We start from the raw sequence: 17,078 nt of genomic DNA, 5'->3' as shown, positions 1-17,078 counted from the left end.
CGAGCACACCGTCCATTGCCCATCCTTCGAGACAGGGCCTGCGGCCACTCCTCAGGATGAGGTTAGCGGGCCCTTCTAAGACGGGAAACCGCTACGCCGGAACGCAGTAGCCGTCGCGGCGAGGATCGCAGCCGCCGGTGAAGATGCCGGTCTCGGGATCGATCGCGACGCCCTGCATGCCGCCCACGCTCCAGGTCCATTCCGGACCGGTCGTGACGTTGTGGCCGAGCTTGCGCAGGTCGGCATGAACCTCCGGCGAGAGACGCGATTCGAGCAGCACCGCGGCGCCGTCGGTGAGGCGGCCGCGGGGCGCCTCGATCGCCTGCTGCAGCGGCAGGCCGAAATCGACATGCTGGACCATCGCCTGCGGCTGGGTCTGCAGGATGCCGTAGCTGCCCGGCGTGCCCAGCGCGAGGATCGGGGCGCCGTCCTTGGTCGAGATCGACGGCGCCATGCACATCGGGAGCTGCTCGCCCGGCTTCACGCGATTGGGGCTCTGCGGGTTCACGTCGGCCCAGTAGAGGAAGTTGTTGAGGCAGAGGCCGGTGCCGGGCACCACGACGCCGGACCCGAACACGCTGCCCAGGCTCTGCGTCAGGCAGATCACGTTGCCGTCCCGGTCGGCGATCGAGAACGACGTGGTGTGGCTCTCGTCGGGCGGCGAGACCGGCTCTTGCGGCGGCGTCCATTGTTCGGTCGGGCCGATCACCGGTTTGCCGTCGCGCACGCGGGCGCGCAGCGTCTCGACATGGGCGTCCGACAGGATTTCCGCCAGCTTCTGCGGCGTCGGCACGCCGGCCGCGATGCGGACGCCGGCGGCGAGGCGAACGGCACGCAGCACTGTGTCGACATGCTCGGTCGAATTGCGCTTCATCGCGGCGAGGTCGAAGCCTTCCAGGATGCGCAGCGTCAGCAGGAACTGGAAACCCTCGCAGGGCGGCGGCGGCACGTGGACGGTGCGGCCGCGATAGGTGACGGCGACCGGGTCGCGCCAGGTCGCCTTGGCGGCCAGCAGATCGTCCATGACCATGCAGCCGCCCAGCTCGGTCAACCGGTCGAGGATCTTCTGGCCGAGTGCGCCGCCGTAGAGCAGGCCGGGGCCTTCGCTGGCCAGCGCCTCGAGCGTGCGCGCCAGGTCGGGCTGCTTGAGCACGAAGCCCGGCTTCACGGTGCCCACGCCCGCCGTGTAGACGCGCGACCATTCCGGATGCAGCGCCTTGTGGCCCGCAAGGTCGCCGGCGATGGCCTGCATTTCCTCGAGGTTGAATTCGATCAGCTGGAAGCCGTCGCGCGCGAGGGCGATCGCCGGGGCGAAGAGCTCCGGCAGCTTCTTCTTTCCATGGCTGCTGTTCAGCTCGCACCAGCCGGCGAGATTGCCCGGTGCTCCGACCGCCAGCGCGCCCCGCTGGAGCTGGGATCGGTTGCTGAGCTTGTCGATCGGGAAGTTCTTTGAAATCGGCCCGACGAAGTCGAGCGTGCGGACGCGCTTCTCAGCGGCGATGTAGCAGGTTGCGACGCCGCGGCCGGCAAGGCCGGACATGTAGGGTTCGACGACGTTCAGTGCCGCTGCAGTCGCAACCGCTGCATCGAAGGCGTTGCCGCCGTTCGACAGGATGCGCGCGCCGGCCGCCGCTGCCAGCGGATGAGCCGCGGCCACCATGCCGTGCCGCGATGCGATTGTCGGACGCCTGCCGTGTTGCAGCATGAGATCTCCCCTTGAGCCGCGCGGATCGTGCCGCCTCTTTCGCGCTTCGGCCAGCGACAATTGCGCATCGGTGCTGCCGCTAGCATAAAGCGGCATGACAATCGGCCGGCGCAAAGCCCTCACGATCCTCGCCGCAGCGTCCGCCGCTGCATCTCCTGCACGCGCTCAATCATGGCCCACGAAGCCGCTCACCATCGTGGTGCCCTATGCGGCGGGAAGCGCCACCGATACGTTGGCTCGTCTCATGGCGGAGCAACTCGCGCCGCGCGTCGGCCAGCCGGTGATCGTCGACAACAAGGGCGGCGGCAACGGTTCGATCGCCGCCAACTACGTGGCCAAGTCCGCCCCCGACGGCTACACGCTGATGATCGCCACGGCGGCCACCCATGCCGGCAATCCCAACCTGATGAAATCGGTGCCCTACGATTCGCTGGTCGATTTCGCGCCGGCGGGCTTTTACGGCTTCATCCAGTTCGTCCTGCTGGTGCGCGCCGATGCCGGCATGGACACGCTTGCCGACTTCATCAAGCGCGCCAAGGCCAAGCCGACGCTGACCTCGGGCGCCGGCACGCCCTCGGCGCGTGTCATCACCGCGACCCTGGCAGAGCGCATCGGCACGGAGATCACCTACGTGCCCTACAAGTCCGCGCCGCAGGCGTTGGCTGATCTTCTGTCGGGCCAGATCGACATGACCTTCGCCGACGTGGCCATCGCGGTGCCGCAGGTGAAGGCGGGCAAGGTGAAGGCGCTGGTGATGGCCTCGGACTCGCGCTCGCCGCTGCTGCCCGAGGTGCCGACCTTCCAGGAAGCGGGGCTCGGCCAGTTCGCGCTCGACGCCTGGTTCGTGATCATGGCCCCGGCGAAGACGCCGCCCGAGATCGTGGCGCGGATCGATACGGCGGTGCAGCAGGTCGTGACCGATCCCGAGGTGATCAAGCGCCTGCGCGGGATCTCGTTCGAGCCGCAGCGCAAGGCACCGGAAGACGTCCGGCCCTTCATCAAGTCGGAAATCGAGAAATGGGGCCGGCACTCCAAGGCCGCCGGCATCGAAAAGGAATGAAGATGGCTGAGCAGAAGCGTCTCGAATTCGGCTGGTTCCTGCCCACGGCGGGCGACACCACCGCCTATGGGCTGGCCAGCGCCCAGGTGGCGCCGTCGCTCGACCTGTTCGACAAGGTGGTCGGTGCAGCCGAGGCGGCGGGCTTCGAATACATGCTGGTGCCGGTCCAGACCGCCTGCTGGGAGGCTTGGATCTCCAGCGCCATGATGGTGGCGCGCTCGAAGTCGATGCGCATGCTGGTGGCGGCGCGGCCGAGCTACATCAATCCCGTGCTGCTGGCCAAGATGATCACCGCCTTCGACCAGCTCTCGGGCGGGCGCATCTGCATCAACCTGATCGCCGGCCAGAGCGAGGCCGAGAATGCCTCCGAAGGCATCAAATGGGGCAAGGAAGAGCGCTACGAGATCATGGACGAGGAAGTCTCGATCCTGAAGGCGCTGTGGACGACGCGCGGGCCGGTTAACTTCGACGGCAAGTTTTATCAGCTCAAGGGCGCGCAGATCCGGCCCTATCCGCTGCAGCAGCCCCATCCGCGCTTCTATCTCGGCGGTGGGTCCAAGCAGGCCTGGGAGATTTCGGCGAAGCACTCCGACGTGCATCTCTTCTGGGGCGACACCTACGAGCGCATCCGCGCCAACATGGCCGAGATCAAGTCGATGGCGGCGCGCCACGGCCGCGAGAACGAGATCGGCTTCGGGATGCGCCTGCAGGTCGTCTGCCGGCAGACCGAGAAGGAAGCCTGGGACTTCGCCCATGGGCTGGTCGAACATGCGAGCGAGGCGCAGAAGGCCTTCGTGAAGGAACGCTTCGCCACCTCGGAGGCCAACCGCCGCGTGCGCGAATTGGCGGCGATCGGCGAGACCATCGAGCCGCATCTGTGGACCGGCATCACCCAGGTCCGCCCCGGCGCCGGCATCGCCATCGTCGGCGATCCCGAGCAGTGCGCCGACACCTTGCAGAAGTTCATCGACCTCGGCTGCCACTCCTTCTGCCTCTCGGGCTACCTGCACGACGAGGAGGCGGAGCGCTTCGGTAAATGGATCATGCCGATCCTGCGCGAGCGCAATCCTGGGCGCATGCTGGCGGCATAGGCCGAGCGAAGCTCCGCCCGCTACGCGCCACCTGCCCATTGTAATGGGGAGGAACGTGATCCCGCTTCGTCTTCACGGTAGACGTGGATCAGGATCCCTCACTTCGCTTCTCTCAAAGCGTGAGCTGCCATGGCCCAGCCGACCTTGCCGGATTTCAGTGCCCGCCAGCTCGAGGCGGTCCTCGCCGTTGGCGAATATGGCAGCTTCATCGCGGCGGCGGCTCGGCTGCGCATCTCGCAACCGGCGCTGACGCGAACGATCAAGCGTATCGAGACCGCCCTGGGCGTTCGGCTGTTCGAGCGCAGCACGCGTCATGTCCAGATCACGCCGGCCGGCCGCGAGTTCGCGGCGGTGGCCGAGCGCATGCTGAACGACCTGCGAATCACGGTGCGTTCCATCCGAGAGGTGGCCGAAGAGCAGCGCGGCCGGCTGACCATCGCCAGCATCATGTCGGTCGCGAGCGGCGCCTTGCCCTTGTTGCTCGCGGCCTATCGCGCCGACCGGCCCGGCATCGAAATCCATGTGCAGGAGGGTGTGCACGGCAGCGTGCTCGAGGCGGTGCGCAGCGGCGTCGCCGATCTTGGCCTGGCCTATGTCGATGAATTGCCCGATGCGATGTCGGGCGAGGCGCTACAGCGCGAGACCTTCTGCCTCGTCGTGCCGCGCCGCCATCGGCTGGCCAGCCGCCCCACGGTCACGCTGGCCGAGCTGCGCGACGAGCCGTTGGTGGCGTTGCCGGGCGATTCACGCACCCGCCGTACGATCGATGCCGCCGCTTCGGTCGCGGGGGTCACGCTGCGCCAGATGACCACGGTCAGTCAGTTCGCGACCTTGATGGGCTGCGTGCGGGCGGGCGTGGGGCTCGCCATCGTCCCGACCGGCGCGACGGGCCACTTCCTGGGCCGCGATCTGCGCGCGGTCCGGCTCGGCGAGCCGAAACTGTCACGACGCCTCGGCATCGTGCTGTTGCGCGAACGCGAGCCGTCGCCGGCGGCGGCCGGTTTCCTCGCCCTGGCGCGGCGATCGTGGCCCAAGCCGGCCAGGCGTTGATACGCGAAATGGAATAATCGAGGCTATCAGCTTGCGGTTGGCATAGGCGCGCAGAAGTCTATTCTGCCGGGAAGCCGCCCGGTGTCATGTGCCCGGAGCGGTGGAGGAAACAGCGTGCAGTTTGCATCCCGATCCTATTCGGCCGACAGCATTTCGGCGGTTCAGGAACTCTATCATTCCAACGGCTGGACCGACGGTCTGCCCATCGTGCCGCCGACGCGCGAGGCCGTAGAAGCGTGCCTCGAATGGGTAATGATGCCGCCCGACCAGCTGATCGGCATCGAGCCGGTGCGCGGCCTCGCCATTACCGCCGAGAAGCTCGCGATCAACGCCGTGATGGCGGGCTGCCTGCCCATGCACTTCCCGGTCGTCGTGACGGCCTGGACCGCCATGATGCAGGAAGAATTCCTGATGCATGGCGCGACGGCGAGCACGGGCGGCTGCGCGGTGCTGATCATATTGAACGGGCCGATCCGGCTCGAGATTGGCGCCAGCGGCTCGTTCAATGCGCTCGCCAATTCCGACCGGGCGACGGCGGTCATCGGGCGCGCCATCCGGCTTTGCCTGATCAACCTGCTGGATGACCGACCGGGCGTGATCGACCGTTCCACACTCGGCCATCCCGGCAAGTTCAGCTACTGCGTCGCCGAGGACGAGGAGGACACGAGCTGGTTGCCGCTGGCCGAGCATCGCGGCGTGCCGAAGGGCGCGTCCTCCGTGACTGTGCTGGCGGCCGGCGCGCCGCGCCAGCTCATGAACGAATGGACCACGAAGCCGGAGGAGATCCTGGAAACCTTCGCGGCCGAGATGCGCGCCAACATGCGCCACTACTCGATCCATCCCGGCAACTACGCGCTGATCATCCCCAAGCAGCTGCGCGAGCATCTGCAGGCCGGCGGCTGGACCAAGGCCGACATCGCGACCTTCATCCATGAGCGCGCCCGCATCCATCGCCGCGAATGGGCCGATGTCGGCAAGGGCGCCGTCGTCCGCGACCGCGGCGACAGCGTCTATACCGCGATGGATTCCCCCGACCAGCTTCTGGTCGTGGCCGCGGGTGGACCGGCCGGCGGCTTCGGCGCCGTCATCCCGCCCTGGCTCGGCAACAAGAGCTATGCCGTGACGTTGCCGATCGGCGTCTGCGTCGATTGCGAACCTCCCAAGAAGTAAGAGGAAACACATGTTCGAAGTTCTCGACCCCACGCCGGGCACCGCCCCGCCCGCCGGCCAGCTCGCCCCGCGGCTCGACACGCTGGAAGGCAAGACGATCGGCTTCATCTCGAACGGCAAGGAAGGCACCAAGGGCTTCTTCAAGCACCTGGATCAGATCCTGCGCGAGGAATACGGCGTCGCCCAGGTGGTGAGCCGCACAAAGTCGAACTACAGCGCGCCGGCCGATCCCCACATCGTGGCGGAGATCAAGGGCTGGGATGCCGTCGTCTCCGGCCTGGGGGATTGAGGCAGCTGTTCATCGTGCAGTCTGCACGACTCAGTTACCGCTGAAAGACTGGACGTTCCCGCGTTCAGCGTGATGACGACCCGGTTCGCAAGTGCTGCCGACATGATGAGCCGCGTGCTCGGCATGCCGGGCTATGCCTTCGCCCAGATCGGCCATCCGGTCAGCAGCGCCACCGACGACCAGCTCCGCGACATGGCCCGCACGGCCATCGAGCAGGGCCTGGCGATGCTGGTGCGGCCCAAGGCCTGAATTCCCCACTCGGGCAACCCCGGACGACTTTTTGCGTTGTCCGGGGAACCATAGGGGAGTTTACGGCATGAAGCCGATGGCAATTTTGGGTGTTCTTCTGATCGCGATCGGCATCGCAGGCCTGGCGATCGACAATATCTCTTTCACCGAACGCAAGACCATCGTCGACGCCGGTCCACTCAAGGTCACGGCCGACGAACAGCGCACCATTCCCATTCCGACCATTGCCGGCATCGTCGCGGTGATCGCCGGCGCCGGCCTCCTGTTCATGGGCCGCGCCGCGCGCGGGTGAGGCTTCTTCAGCCCAGCGGCCAAGTGAAGCGGATGTTGTTCCTGGCGAGTCCGTCGAGAACAACCTGCTGACCGCCCGACTTCATCATCCATTCCAGGCGATGATCGCGATACTCGCGTCGGATCTGTCCCGACGCGAGGCGCTCGTGGGCGGTTGCCATGCCGGCGGCCGCCGCCTCGAACTCCCGGAAGGTCGCCGCGACCGACGGCCGTTCGATGAGCCGGTCCCGCCACCGTGCCAGCGCTGAGCCGGCCGGCGTTCCCAACCCATAGAAGAACGAGCGATTGAGGTAGGGCGCCACGCTGAGGTCGGCCCAGCCGAAGCTCTCGCCGTTGAACCAGGGCCGGTCGCTGAGCTTGTCGGCAAGCCAGGCCTGCAACTGGGCGGTCTGCTGCGCGGCGGTGGCCTTCATCTTCTCCGCCTGCTCGCCCTCGGCGCGCTTGAACCAGCGGATCTCGCTCAGGCCCCAGTTCACCGCTTCGTAGAGCGTGTCGCAGAGATCCTCGATCATCCGCGCCTCGGCGCGTGCCGCCGGATCGCGCGGCAGCAGGGGCGGCGAGGGATACCTGTCCTCGAGATATTCGAGGATGATCGTCGAATCGAAGATGCGCGCCTCGCCGTCGATCAGGGTCGGCACCTCGTTGCGCGGGCTGGCGGCGGCGAATGCGCCACCGGCCGTGCCGGTGCCCAGCGCGGCGGGTGTCTCGACCGTGAAGTCGAGTCCCTTCTCGCGCAGCGCGATCTTCACCTTCTGGGCGTAGGACGAGAGCGGATGTTCGTAGAGCAGCATGGCGCGTACTCCGTTCAGGGAATCTCCATCCGGACCGCGATGGCGGCGCTGGCGATCACCGCCGGATCGTTGTTCTCGGGATCGGCGATATCGAGACCGCCCTTGACCACCTTCACCGTGACGATGCCGTGGGGCAGGGAGGCCTTCACCTTCTCTGCGTCGACCTTGTCAGGCTGCTGCACGCCGATCGTGACGTCGACGAACATGCCGGTCTTGGTGTCGATCTTGAGGGTCCGGATCATCGCGAGCGACGAATGGTGCAGGGCGTCCTGCACGGCGCGCAGCGCGGCCTTGGTATAGTCGCCCCCGTGCAGGTCGTTGCCGGTGCCGAGTTCGAGGATCACGCGCTTGGCGGTCATGGGCTTGGCTCCCTTACAGGTCGAGGCGGACGATGGCGGCCGCCTGGGCGATCACCGTCTTGTCCGTGCCGGCTTCGTTGTCGATCTCGAGGCCGCCCTCGACCACCTTCACCGTGCCGGTGCCGTGCGGCAGGACCGCCAGCACCTGCGCGGTGTCGACCTGGTCGGGTTGCGGCACGCCGATCAGGACCTCGACCACCATGTCGTCGCTCGACTTGCCGAGCGCCGTCGCGATCGTGAGCGAGTTGTGCCACAGCGCGTCACGCAGGGCGCGGACTGCCGCCTTGGTGTAGTCGCCGCCCCGGATATCGGTGCCCATGCCGATCTCGAGGGCCACCTTCTTCAACGCCATGGCTTTCTCCTGTTCAGGGCTTCGCGAGGCCCGCCTTGATGAGCAGCGGCTTCACGTCGGCATAGTATTTCTCGGCGAAGGCGCGGAACTCCGCGGGGCTCTTGTCCCACGGTACCTGGATGAACTTCGCGAGATACTCGGTCACCTTCGGTTCGGTCGAGGCCTGCTTGAAGGCCTGGTAGAGCGTGTCAACGACTTCCGGCGCCATGCCCTTGGGGCCGAGCAGGCCGTACGGGCTCTGGCCCACGACGTTCACGCCGAGCTCGATCATCGTCGGCACGTCGGGATAGCGCGGGATGCGCTTCTCAGTCGCGAAGGCCAGGACGCGGCACTTGCCGTCGTCGACGAAGGGTGCCCACTGGGCGGCGTCGGCGATGAACTGGATCTCGCCGCTCATCAGCGCCTGCATCCATTCCGCGCCACCCTTGTAGGGGACGTGGGTGAACTTCGCGCCGGTCGCCTGCTCGACCTCGATCATCATGAGCTGGCCGGTGCCGCCGACGCCCGAGGTGCCGTAATTGTACTTGTCCGGGTCCTTCTTGCCGGCCGCGATCATGTCCTGGAAGGTCTTCCACGGAGAATCGGAGCGTACGACGATCCCCATCGTGTAGCCCGAGAGCCCGGTGATGTAGGTGAAGTCGGTCAGCGGATTCCAGTTGGTCTGCTGATAGTGCGGATAGCGCAGCGTGTTGATGCTCATCACGGCCAGCGTGTAGCCGTCGGGCTTGGCGTTGAGCAGCATGGCCGGCGCCAGCGTGCCGGCCGCACCCGGCTTGATGTCGATGATGATCTGCTGGCCCAGGATCTTGCCCACCGCCTCGGCGAGCAGGCGCATGTGCACGTCGGTGACGCCGCCCGCGGCGAAGGGGTTGTAGATCGTGATCGGCTTCTCGGGCTTCCAGCGGGGCTGGGCGTTCGCCAGCATTGGCGCGGTGAGCGCCGTCGCGCCGGCCAGGGCGGCAAAGCGGCGGCGGCTGATCGAGACCGGCTGGGACATGAACGCTCCTCCTGTTTTTCTTCTTAAGTCTTGCACACATCGAAACGGCTGCACGAGGCAGCCGTCCGTTCGTTCCATAGCGTTTCGGCGAAGGCGCGTTAAGCGCTACTTCCGGCGTGCGGCGTCGATGCTCCACGGGCCGGGGCCGGCCGCGGCGATGTAGAGGAAGACGAAGCAATAGAGGATCGCAAGCTCGCCGGCGTTGAGGATCGGAAAGAAGCCGCGCGGGGCGTGGGCCATGAAGTATGCGACCGCCATCAGGCCGGAGAGAATGAAGGCGACGCTGCGGGTGAACAGGCCGAGGATGAGCAGCACACCCCCCACCAGCTCGAGGATGCCGGCGATGCCCGGCGGTGACATCGGATTGACGTTGGCGAACATCGGGACGACCGGAATCTTGAGGTACTTGGCCGTGCCATGCTGGAGAAAGAGCAGGCCGCTGATGATTCGCAGGACGCTGAGCAGGCGCGGCGCCCACGAAGTGCCGAGAGCATCGAAATTCATTGCGACAATTCCCCAAAAATAAAACGCACTTTGGCCATCCTGAAGGGCGCGCGGCTTTTCGACAAGCGGTTGCTCGGTAACCCGGTCACCATCTCGTCAGTAGTCCTCGCACTTCGCTCGGGCTTTGCTATGATCAGGCACGATCGGTCGAAAGAACCGGCAGAAGTACAAGCAATAAGCGGCCCGAGGCCGCGCGTGTGGAGGAAGAATGGCGACGGTCGAAGTCCGCACCGTGCGGAAGGCGTTCGGGCCTGTAGAAATTCTACATGGCGTCAGTGTCGACATCGCCGATGGCGAGTTCGTGGTGCTGGTCGGCCCCTCGGGGTGCGGCAAGTCCACCCTGCTTCGCATGCTGGCGGGGTTGGAAAACATCACGTCGGGCGAGATCGCGATCGGGGGGCGGGTGGTCAATACCGTGCCGCCCAAGGACCGGGACATCGCGATGGTGTTCCAGAACTACGCGCTCTACCCGCACATGACCGTCTACGACAACATGGCCTTTTCGCTGACGCTCGCGAAGGCACCGAAGTCGGTGATGGACGAGGAAGTCGGCCGGGCCGCCAGGATCCTGGGGCTCGAGCAGCTCCTGCATCGCTTCCCGCGCCAGCTCTCCGGTGGCCAGCGCCAGAGGGTCGCCATGGGCCGCGCCATCGTGCGCAACCCGCAGGTCTTCCTGTTCGACGAGCCGCTCTCCAACCTCGACGCCAAGCTGCGCGTCCAGATGCGCTCGGAGATCAAGGAGCTGCACCAGCGGCTCAAGGTCACGACCGTCTACGTCACGCACGATCAGATCGAGGCCATGACCATGGCCGACAAGATCGTGGTCATGAACAACGGCCATATCGAACAGATCGGCGCGCCGCTCGAACTCTATGACCGGCCGGCCAACCTGTTCGTCGCGGGCTTCATCGGCTCGCCGGCCATGAACATGGTGAAGGGCACCGTCTCGAACGGCGCGCTCCGCATGGAGGACGGCACGGCCTGGCCGTTGCCCGCCAATGGCAGCCGCCCGGCCGACGGTCCCGCCGTATACGGTGTGCGGCCCGAGCATCTCATGCTCGATCCCGGCGGCATTCCGGCCACCGTCCAGGTGGTCGAGCCGACCGGATCGGAGACCCAGGTCTTGATGAAGATCGGCGGCCAGCCGGTGATCGGCGCCTTCCGCGAACGTGTTACGGCGAAGCCCGGCGAGATCCTGCCCGTGAGGCCCGATCCCGCCCTGGTCCATCTGTTCGACCAGCAGTCGGGCCAGCGCCTCTGAGAACGGGGAAAAAAAGACAGACGATAATCAACAAAGGAGGAAACAATGGCGTTCATCATCAGGCGGCGTGAGTCGATCATTCTCGGTGCCGCGGCGGCGGCGATGGCGATGGGCCGCGCAGCCAACGCCCAGTCGGAGATCCCCAAGGCCGACGTGCCCGCGCCCAAGCTGCCGATCGAGAAGGGCGCGACGCTCCGCCTGATACGCCCGGCGCGCTTCGTCGAGCCGGACGAAGTGATCTTTCGCGCCAATAGCGCCAAGTTCGCCAAGGAGACCGGCGTCGAGGTCAAGGTCGACTTCGTGGGCTGGGAAGACATCCGCCAGCAGACCGCCGTGTCGGCCAACACCGGCGCCGGCCCCGACGTCGTCCTGGGCTGGGCTGAGGATCCGCACATCTACGCCGACAAGGTGGTCGAACTCAGCGACGTCGCGGAGTATCTCGGCAAGAAGTATGGCGGCTGGATGTTCCTCGGCGAGAAGTTCGGCAAGAGGGCCAAGACCAACAACTGGATCGGCCTGCCGATGGGCGGCACCGGCGGCCCGCTCGTCTACCGCGCCTCGGCCGTGAAGGAAGCCGGATTCGACAAGGTGCCGACCACGCTGCCCGACCTGTTGAAGCTCTGCCAGCAGCTCCAGAAGATCAAGAAGCCGGCCGGCTTCGCGCTCGGCAACGCGGTGGGCGACGCCAACGGCTTCGCCAACTGGATGCTGTGGGCCCATGGCGGCTCGCTGGTCGACGAAGACGGCAAGGTCACCATCAACAGCAAGGAAACGGTCAACGCGCTCAACTACATGAAGGAGCTCTATCCGACCTTCATCCCGGGCACGATGTCGTGGAACGACATCAGCAACAACCGGGCCTATGCGTCGAACGAGCTGTTCTTCACGGCCAACGGCGTGTCGATGTACTTCGCGCTGAAGAACGATCCGGCGACCAAGGCCATCGCCGACGACACCGAGCACGCGCTGCTGACCCAGGGCGTGGCGAGCTCGACGCCGATGAGCGCCACGGTGCTGAACGCGATGGTGTTCAAGCACACCAAGTTCCCCAATGCCGCCAAGGCCTACCTCACCTTCATGATGGAGGCCGAGCAGTACGATCCCTGGCTGACCGGCTGCCTCGGCTACTGGGCGCATCCGCTCAATGCCTACGACAAGAGCAAGGTGTGGACGAGCGATCCCAAGATCGAGATCTATCGCAACACCATGAACAACCGCTTCTGGAGCGGCTACAAGGGTCCGATCACCCAGGCCGCCGGCACGGTCGCGGCCGAATACATCCTGGTCCAGATGTTCGCCTCGGTGGCCGCGGGCCAGGCGACGCCGGCCGATGCCGCCAAGGAAGCGGAGCGCCGCACGCGCCGCTACTACCGCTAAGGCGTAGTTCGGAAAGGGCGCGACCGAACCACGGTCGCGCCGCTTTCCCGCTCTCCGGAGGGAAGATGACCGTCGCCACGATGACCGACTGGAACCGGACCCGAATACAGCAGGGTTGGCTGGCGCGCCTGTTCGACAACAAGGCGTTCCTGATTTTCATGTGCCTGTTGCCGGCCTGCGGCCTGCTGATGGTGTTCCTCACCTATCCGCTGGGCCTCGGCATCTGGCTGTCCTTCACCGACACCAAGATCGGCGGTACCGGCAAGTGGATCGGTCTCGATAACTTCGAGTACCTGCTGGAGGACCCGCAGTTCTGGACGGCGGTGTTCTACAGCGTCTTCTACACGGCCGTCGCGACGTTCGGAAAGTTCGCGCTGGGCCTCTGGCTCGCGCTGCTGCTGAACCGGCACCTGCCGATGAAGAACCTGCTGCGGGCCATCATCCTGCTGCCGTGGATCGTGCCCACCGTTCTGTCGGCGCTGGCCTTCTGGTGGATCTACGACCCGCAGTTCTCGATCATCTCCTATCTCGCCACCGACGTGGTGGGCATCCGCGACAAGCCGTTCGACTTCCTGAGCACGACCTGGCCCGCGCGCTGGTCGCTGATCGCCGCCAACATCTGGCGCGGCATCCCGTTCGTGGCGATCTCGCTGCTGGCCGGCCTGCAGACGATCTCGCCATCGCTGTACGAGGCCGCCCTGCTCGACGGGTCCACGGCCTGGCAGCGCTTCCGCTACATCACCTTCCCGCTGCTGCTGCCGATCCTGGCGATCGTGATGACCTTCTCGATCATCTTCACGTTCACCGACTTCCAGCTTGTCTATGCGATCACCCGCGGCGGGCCGATCAACTCGACCCATCTGATGGCGACGCTCGCCTTCCAGCGCGGCATCGCCGGTGGCGAGCTGGGCGAGGGCGCGGCGATCGCCGTCGCCATGATCCCGTTCCTCGTGTTCGCCACGCTGTTCAGCTACTTCGCACTCGCGCGCCGCAAGTGGCAGCAGGGAGAGGCCAATGACTAACGTCGCCACAGAGGCGCTGACGCCAACCAATGCCACCGCGCCTCCCGACGACATGGTCTGGGAGAGCCGCGGCCGTCGCATGGTGACGATCTACGTTCCGCTGATCTGCTTCGTCATCATCCTGCTGTTTCCGTTCTATTGGATGGCGATCACGGCCTTCAAGCCGAACGCCGAGCTGTACGACTACAAGACCTACAATCCGTTTCTGATCGGCAGCCCGACGCTCGATCACATCTACAAGCTGCTGTTCCAGACGGCGTACCCGAAGTGGCTGCTGACCACGATGGGCGTGGCCTTCTGCGCGACCTTCCTGTCGCTGTTCTCCAGCGTGCTGGCGGCCTACGCCATCCAGCGCCTGCGCTTCAGGGGCAGCCAGTATGTCGGCCTCGGCATCTACCTCGCCTATCTGGTGCCGCCGTCGATCCTGTTCATTCCGCTGGCGACGACGGTCTACCAGCTCGGCCTGTTCGACACGCCGCTGGCGCTGATCCTGACCTACCCGACCTTCCTGGTGCCGTTCTGCACGTGGCTGCTGATCGGCTACTTCAAGTCGATCCCCTACGAACTCGAGGAATGCGCGCTGATCGACGGCGCGACGCGCCTGCAGATCCTGCGGCGCATCACGCTGCCGCTTGCCATACCCGGCCTGATCTCGGCCGGCATCTTTTCGTTCACCCTGTCATGGAACGAGTTCATCTACTCGCTGGCCTTCATCCAGAGCAGCGAAAAGAAGACCGTCCCGGTCGCCATCCTGACCGAGCTCGTGTCAGGGGACGTCTACCAGTGGGGGTCCCTGATGGCGGGCTCGCTTCTGGGCTCGCTGCCGGTCGCGATCTTCTATTCGTTCTTCGTCGACTATTACGTCTCCTCCCTCACCGGAGCGGTGAAGGAGTAAACCTTCGCGCCTCAGGCGATCGGGCTCGGTGGACCCGACGGGTGAGGGACCGGCGTCGGCTGATCTTCCGGCATCGGCATGTCGGGCTGCGCCGGCATTTCCGGTGGCACTGGATCGACCTTGCCCGGCGCGGGCGGAACGGACGGAATCTCGCGCGGCGGATCGGCGGCCTGGTACGTCATCGTAAACCTCTCCTGTTTGTTCGTTCTGGCCCCAAAATGAATGCCCGCCTTGAGGCGGGCATTCTGCTTCGAGGCGTCAAGGACTAGTGGTCCTTGTTCTGCGGCTGCTGAGGCTGACCAGGCTTCTGGTTGGGCTGCTGGTTCTGCTTCTGCTGCTGTTCGCGCTGGACCTGCTCGCGCTGCTGGCGATCGCGATCCTGCTGCTGGGAGGGATTCTGCTTCTGGTCGTTCATGGTGTTTCTCCATGTTCGCCGCGCCCGCCGGAATGGCGACCGCTACTTACAAAACGCCAGCTGCGGGAACGGGGTTGCACGTTCTGCCGTTTCTTGGACTGAAGATGCACCGTTCGAGAAGCAATTGGTTTCCGAGATTTCGATGGTCCGCTCGATTGCAGTAACGACGTTCCTGGCGGCGGCGTTGGCCGCCGCACCACCATTCGCGTTCGCCGCAGATGAGGCCGGGTGCGCGGCAGAGTGGGCGCAGGCGGATGTCGACAAGGACGGCGTGATCGCCGGCCCGGAGGCCGACCGTTACATTGCCTACATCCGCATTCGGGCGCAGGCGGAGCCCAAGGACGGCCGCATCACCCAGGACGCCTTCATGCAGGCCTGCCGAGGCGACGTCTTCAAGGCCCAAGCGCCTGACCCTGGTGCGCCGTTGAAGGGTGCCAACTCCTTTACCGAGGCGCAGGCCCAGGATCGCGCCGTCGCTGCGGGCTACACCGACATTGCGACACTCTCCAAGGACGCTGACGGCATCTGGCGCGGAACCGCCCGCAAGGGCGGTGCGCCGGTGAACGTTGCCATCGACTTCAAGGGCAACGTGGTTTCGCACTAGCAGTTCAGCAGGAGGTTCATCGTGAAGACGATCACGCGCGTCTACGACACGTATGCGCAGGCCAGGCACGTCGTCGCCGATCTCGAGGCTGCCGGCGCACCCTCATCCGACATCAACATCATCGCCAACCGGTACGTCTGCGAGGAGACGCTGCGCGGCGAGCAACCTTCACGCGCCGGTGCGGGAATCGGCGCCGCTCTCGGCGGCACGGCGGGCTTGCTGGCGGGCCTGGGCCTGATCGCCATTCCCGGGCTGGGGCCGGTCGTGGCGGCCGGTGCCCTGGCGGCGACGGCAGTCGGCGCCGTTGCGGGCGCGGCGACCGGCGGCCTGGTCGGCGCTCTCGTGTCGTCCGGCGTGCCGCAGCGGGAGGCGGAGGTCTACTGCGAAGCGGTGCGCCGCGGCGGCACGATGGTGAGCATGCGAACGTCGGAAGCCGACGAGCAGCGCGTGCTCCTCATCATGGACCAGCATCGCCCGATCGACTACGTCGCCCGCGAGACCGATTATCGTACCGCTGGGTGGACGCGCTTCGATCCGCAGGCCGAGCCCTATACGCCCAGCCAGTCCGATATCGAGCGCCTGCGCCGGCCCTACGCGAAGCTATAGCCGGCTACTGCTCGGGTACCTTGCCGATTCGCTCCACCGCGACTTTCAGCCGTGCAGCATCCTTGTCGAGGAAGGTCTTGAACTCCGCCGCATCGAGATAGGCGATCGGCGTCTCGACTTTCGCCATGGCCTCCTTGAACTCCGGGTCGTCGGCCGTGCGCTTCACCGCATCGCGCAATGTCGCCAGGATCGGTGCGGGCGTCGCTGCCGGCGCGAACAGTCCCGACCAGATGTAGAAGGTGGCGTCGTAGCCCAGTTCCTTCATGCTCGGCACGTCGGGCATGGAGGCGAGGCGCTTGTCGCCCCACACCGCGAGCGCCCGCATCTTGCCGGCCTTGATCTGCCCCATCGCCGCCGACGGGCCCGAGGCCAGGGCGTCGATCTGGCCGCCCAGCAGGGCTGCGACCGCCGGTCCGCCGCCCTGATAGGGAATGTGGAACAGCTTGATGCCCGCGGCATCGGCGAAGATTTCCATGGCCACGTGAAGCGTGCCGTAGACGCCCGACGATCCATAATTGATCGTCCCGGGCTTCGCTTTCGCAGCCTCGACCAGATCCCTCAGCGTCTTGTAGGGCCCGTCCTCGCGCACGACGAGCACCGTGGGATCGGCACTGATCAGGGCGATGGGCGCGAACTGGTCGAGCTCGTAGGCGGGCGCACGGCCCTGCAGGCGATCGGCCACCGGCAGGACCGAGATCGACGACAGCGCCATCAGGATTGTGTAGCCGTCCGGTGCCGCGCGCGCGGCCTGTGCCGTGCCCACCGCGCCGCCGGCGCCGCCCTTGTTCTGCACGACCACCGACTGCTTCAGTAGCTTGCCCATCACATGCGCCGTCGGCCGGCCCGTGATGTCGGCCACGCCGCCGGGCGGGAAAGGCACGATCATCGTGATCGGCCGCGACGGATAGGCCTCCTGGGCCTGAACCGGAAGGCCGAACGGCAGCATCGCCGTGCCGGCCAGAAGGGTACGCCGCTTCATGTTTCCTCCCT

General features: G+C 66.0%; 21 protein-coding genes. 12 read left to right on the top strand and 9 right to left on the bottom strand.

All coding sequences use genetic code 11. The features are described from left to right. Window positions 1–91: 91 nt before the first annotated feature. Window positions 92–1,705 carry a gamma-glutamyltransferase family protein gene (locus tag ACQY78_RS13130; protein WP_428686126.1) on the bottom strand — a complete coding sequence of 538 codons (1,614 nt, stop codon included), beginning with the start codon at window positions 1,703–1,705 and terminating at the stop codon, window positions 92–94. Between the two features lie 94 nt (window positions 1,706–1,799). Here ACQY78_RS13130 and ACQY78_RS13125 point away from each other — a divergent pair, with 94 nt between their 5' ends. The 6 genes from ACQY78_RS13125 (at window position 1,800) to ACQY78_RS13100 (ending at window position 6,906) form a co-directional block, all read left to right on the top strand. Continuing rightward, window positions 1,800–2,765 carry a Bug family tripartite tricarboxylate transporter substrate binding protein gene (locus ACQY78_RS13125; RefSeq protein WP_428686125.1) on the top strand — a complete coding sequence of 322 codons (966 nt, stop codon included), beginning with the start codon at window positions 1,800–1,802 and terminating at the stop codon, window positions 2,763–2,765. 2 nt (window positions 2,766–2,767) lie between these two features. Next, window positions 2,768–3,856, top strand: a complete 1,089-nt coding sequence (locus tag ACQY78_RS13120) for an LLM class flavin-dependent oxidoreductase (protein WP_428686124.1) — start codon at window positions 2,768–2,770, stop codon at window positions 3,854–3,856. Between the two features lie 129 nt (window positions 3,857–3,985). After that, a complete protein-coding gene (locus ACQY78_RS13115) occupies window positions 3,986–4,906 on the top strand; it encodes a LysR family transcriptional regulator (RefSeq protein WP_428686123.1) in 921 nt (306 codons plus the stop codon). A gap of 114 nt (window positions 4,907–5,020) precedes the next feature. After that, a complete protein-coding gene (locus ACQY78_RS13110) occupies window positions 5,021–6,076 on the top strand; it encodes a hypothetical protein (RefSeq protein ID WP_428686122.1) in 1,056 nt (351 codons plus the stop codon). A 10-nt stretch (window positions 6,077–6,086) separates the two neighbouring features. After that, window positions 6,087–6,614, top strand: coding sequence for a UGSC family (seleno)protein (locus ACQY78_RS13105; protein WP_428686121.1), 528 nt, complete (start codon window positions 6,087–6,089; stop codon window positions 6,612–6,614). Window positions 6,615–6,681: 67 nt separating this feature from the next. Further along, on the top strand, window positions 6,682–6,906 hold the full coding sequence (locus tag ACQY78_RS13100; RefSeq protein WP_425068140.1) for a hypothetical protein: 225 nt from the start codon (window positions 6,682–6,684) through the stop codon (window positions 6,904–6,906). Window positions 6,907–6,913: 7 nt separating this feature from the next. Here the strand turns inward: ACQY78_RS13100 and ACQY78_RS13095 are convergent, their stop codons facing one another. The 5 genes from ACQY78_RS13095 to ACQY78_RS13075 all read right to left on the bottom strand — a co-directional run bounded on the left by ACQY78_RS13095 (window position 6,914) and on the right by ACQY78_RS13075 (window position 9,908). Next, entirely contained in the window at window positions 6,914–7,696 is a 783-nt protein-coding gene (locus tag ACQY78_RS13095; RefSeq protein ID WP_428686120.1) for a glutathione S-transferase family protein, read from the bottom strand. 14 nt (window positions 7,697–7,710) lie between these two features. Further along, window positions 7,711–8,055, bottom strand: a complete 345-nt coding sequence (locus ACQY78_RS13090) for a Lin0512 family protein (RefSeq protein ID WP_428686119.1) — start codon at window positions 8,053–8,055, stop codon at window positions 7,711–7,713. Window positions 8,056–8,068: 13 nt separating this feature from the next. Beyond that, window positions 8,069–8,407: a Lin0512 family protein gene (locus ACQY78_RS13085; RefSeq protein ID WP_428686118.1), complete on the bottom strand. Its 339-nt coding sequence runs from the start codon at window positions 8,405–8,407 to the stop codon at window positions 8,069–8,071. 13 nt (window positions 8,408–8,420) lie between these two features. Then, complete coding sequence (locus ACQY78_RS13080) at window positions 8,421–9,404, bottom strand: tripartite tricarboxylate transporter substrate binding protein (RefSeq protein WP_428686117.1); 984 nt, start codon at window positions 9,402–9,404, stop codon at window positions 8,421–8,423. Window positions 9,405–9,509: 105 nt separating this feature from the next. Further along, window positions 9,510–9,908, bottom strand: coding sequence for a DoxX family protein (locus ACQY78_RS13075; RefSeq protein WP_428686116.1), 399 nt, complete (start codon window positions 9,906–9,908; stop codon window positions 9,510–9,512). Window positions 9,909–10,116: 208 nt separating this feature from the next. On the opposite strand from ACQY78_RS13075, the gene ACQY78_RS13070 reads away from it, so the two are divergent. The 4 genes from ACQY78_RS13070 (at window position 10,117) to ACQY78_RS13055 (ending at window position 14,463) form a co-directional block, all read left to right on the top strand. Next, window positions 10,117–11,169, top strand: a complete 1,053-nt coding sequence (locus tag ACQY78_RS13070) for an ABC transporter ATP-binding protein (protein WP_425068135.1) — start codon at window positions 10,117–10,119, stop codon at window positions 11,167–11,169. A 45-nt stretch (window positions 11,170–11,214) separates the two neighbouring features. Then, complete coding sequence (locus tag ACQY78_RS13065) at window positions 11,215–12,546, top strand: ABC transporter substrate-binding protein (RefSeq protein WP_428686115.1); 1,332 nt, start codon at window positions 11,215–11,217, stop codon at window positions 12,544–12,546. 65 nt (window positions 12,547–12,611) lie between these two features. Beyond that, entirely contained in the window at window positions 12,612–13,568 is a 957-nt protein-coding gene (locus ACQY78_RS13060; protein ID WP_428686114.1) for a carbohydrate ABC transporter permease, read from the top strand. Beyond that, window positions 13,561–14,463, top strand: a complete 903-nt coding sequence (locus tag ACQY78_RS13055; protein ID WP_428686113.1) for a carbohydrate ABC transporter permease — start codon at window positions 13,561–13,563, stop codon at window positions 14,461–14,463. Before ACQY78_RS13060 ends, ACQY78_RS13055 begins: the two co-directional genes overlap by 8 nt. An 11-nt stretch (window positions 14,464–14,474) precedes the next feature. Here ACQY78_RS13055 and ACQY78_RS13050 read toward each other — a convergent pair whose 3' ends face one another. Continuing rightward, window positions 14,475–14,645, bottom strand: a complete 171-nt coding sequence (locus ACQY78_RS13050) for a hypothetical protein (RefSeq protein ID WP_428686112.1) — start codon at window positions 14,643–14,645, stop codon at window positions 14,475–14,477. A gap of 83 nt (window positions 14,646–14,728) precedes the next feature. Next, window positions 14,729–14,878, bottom strand: a complete 150-nt coding sequence (locus tag ACQY78_RS13045; protein ID WP_428686111.1) for a hypothetical protein — start codon at window positions 14,876–14,878, stop codon at window positions 14,729–14,731. A gap of 142 nt (window positions 14,879–15,020) precedes the next feature. Between ACQY78_RS13045 and ACQY78_RS13040 the strand changes: the two genes are divergently transcribed. Next, complete coding sequence (locus ACQY78_RS13040; RefSeq protein ID WP_428686110.1) at window positions 15,021–15,482, top strand: hypothetical protein; 462 nt, start codon at window positions 15,021–15,023, stop codon at window positions 15,480–15,482. Window positions 15,483–15,503: 21 nt separating this feature from the next. Then, complete coding sequence (locus ACQY78_RS13035) at window positions 15,504–16,088, top strand: hypothetical protein (RefSeq protein ID WP_428686109.1); 585 nt, start codon at window positions 15,504–15,506, stop codon at window positions 16,086–16,088. A gap of 4 nt (window positions 16,089–16,092) precedes the next feature. On the opposite strand, the gene ACQY78_RS13030 is transcribed toward ACQY78_RS13035, so the two are convergent. Continuing rightward, on the bottom strand, window positions 16,093–17,067 hold the full coding sequence (locus tag ACQY78_RS13030; RefSeq protein ID WP_428686108.1) for a Bug family tripartite tricarboxylate transporter substrate binding protein: 975 nt from the start codon (window positions 17,065–17,067) through the stop codon (window positions 16,093–16,095). Window positions 17,068–17,078 lie beyond the last annotated feature (11 nt).

Source organism: Reyranella sp. (assembly GCF_965279625.1).
Lineage (GTDB): Bacteria > Pseudomonadota > Alphaproteobacteria > Reyranellales > Reyranellaceae > Reyranella.
This window is presented reverse-complemented; position numbering and strand designations above follow the sequence as displayed.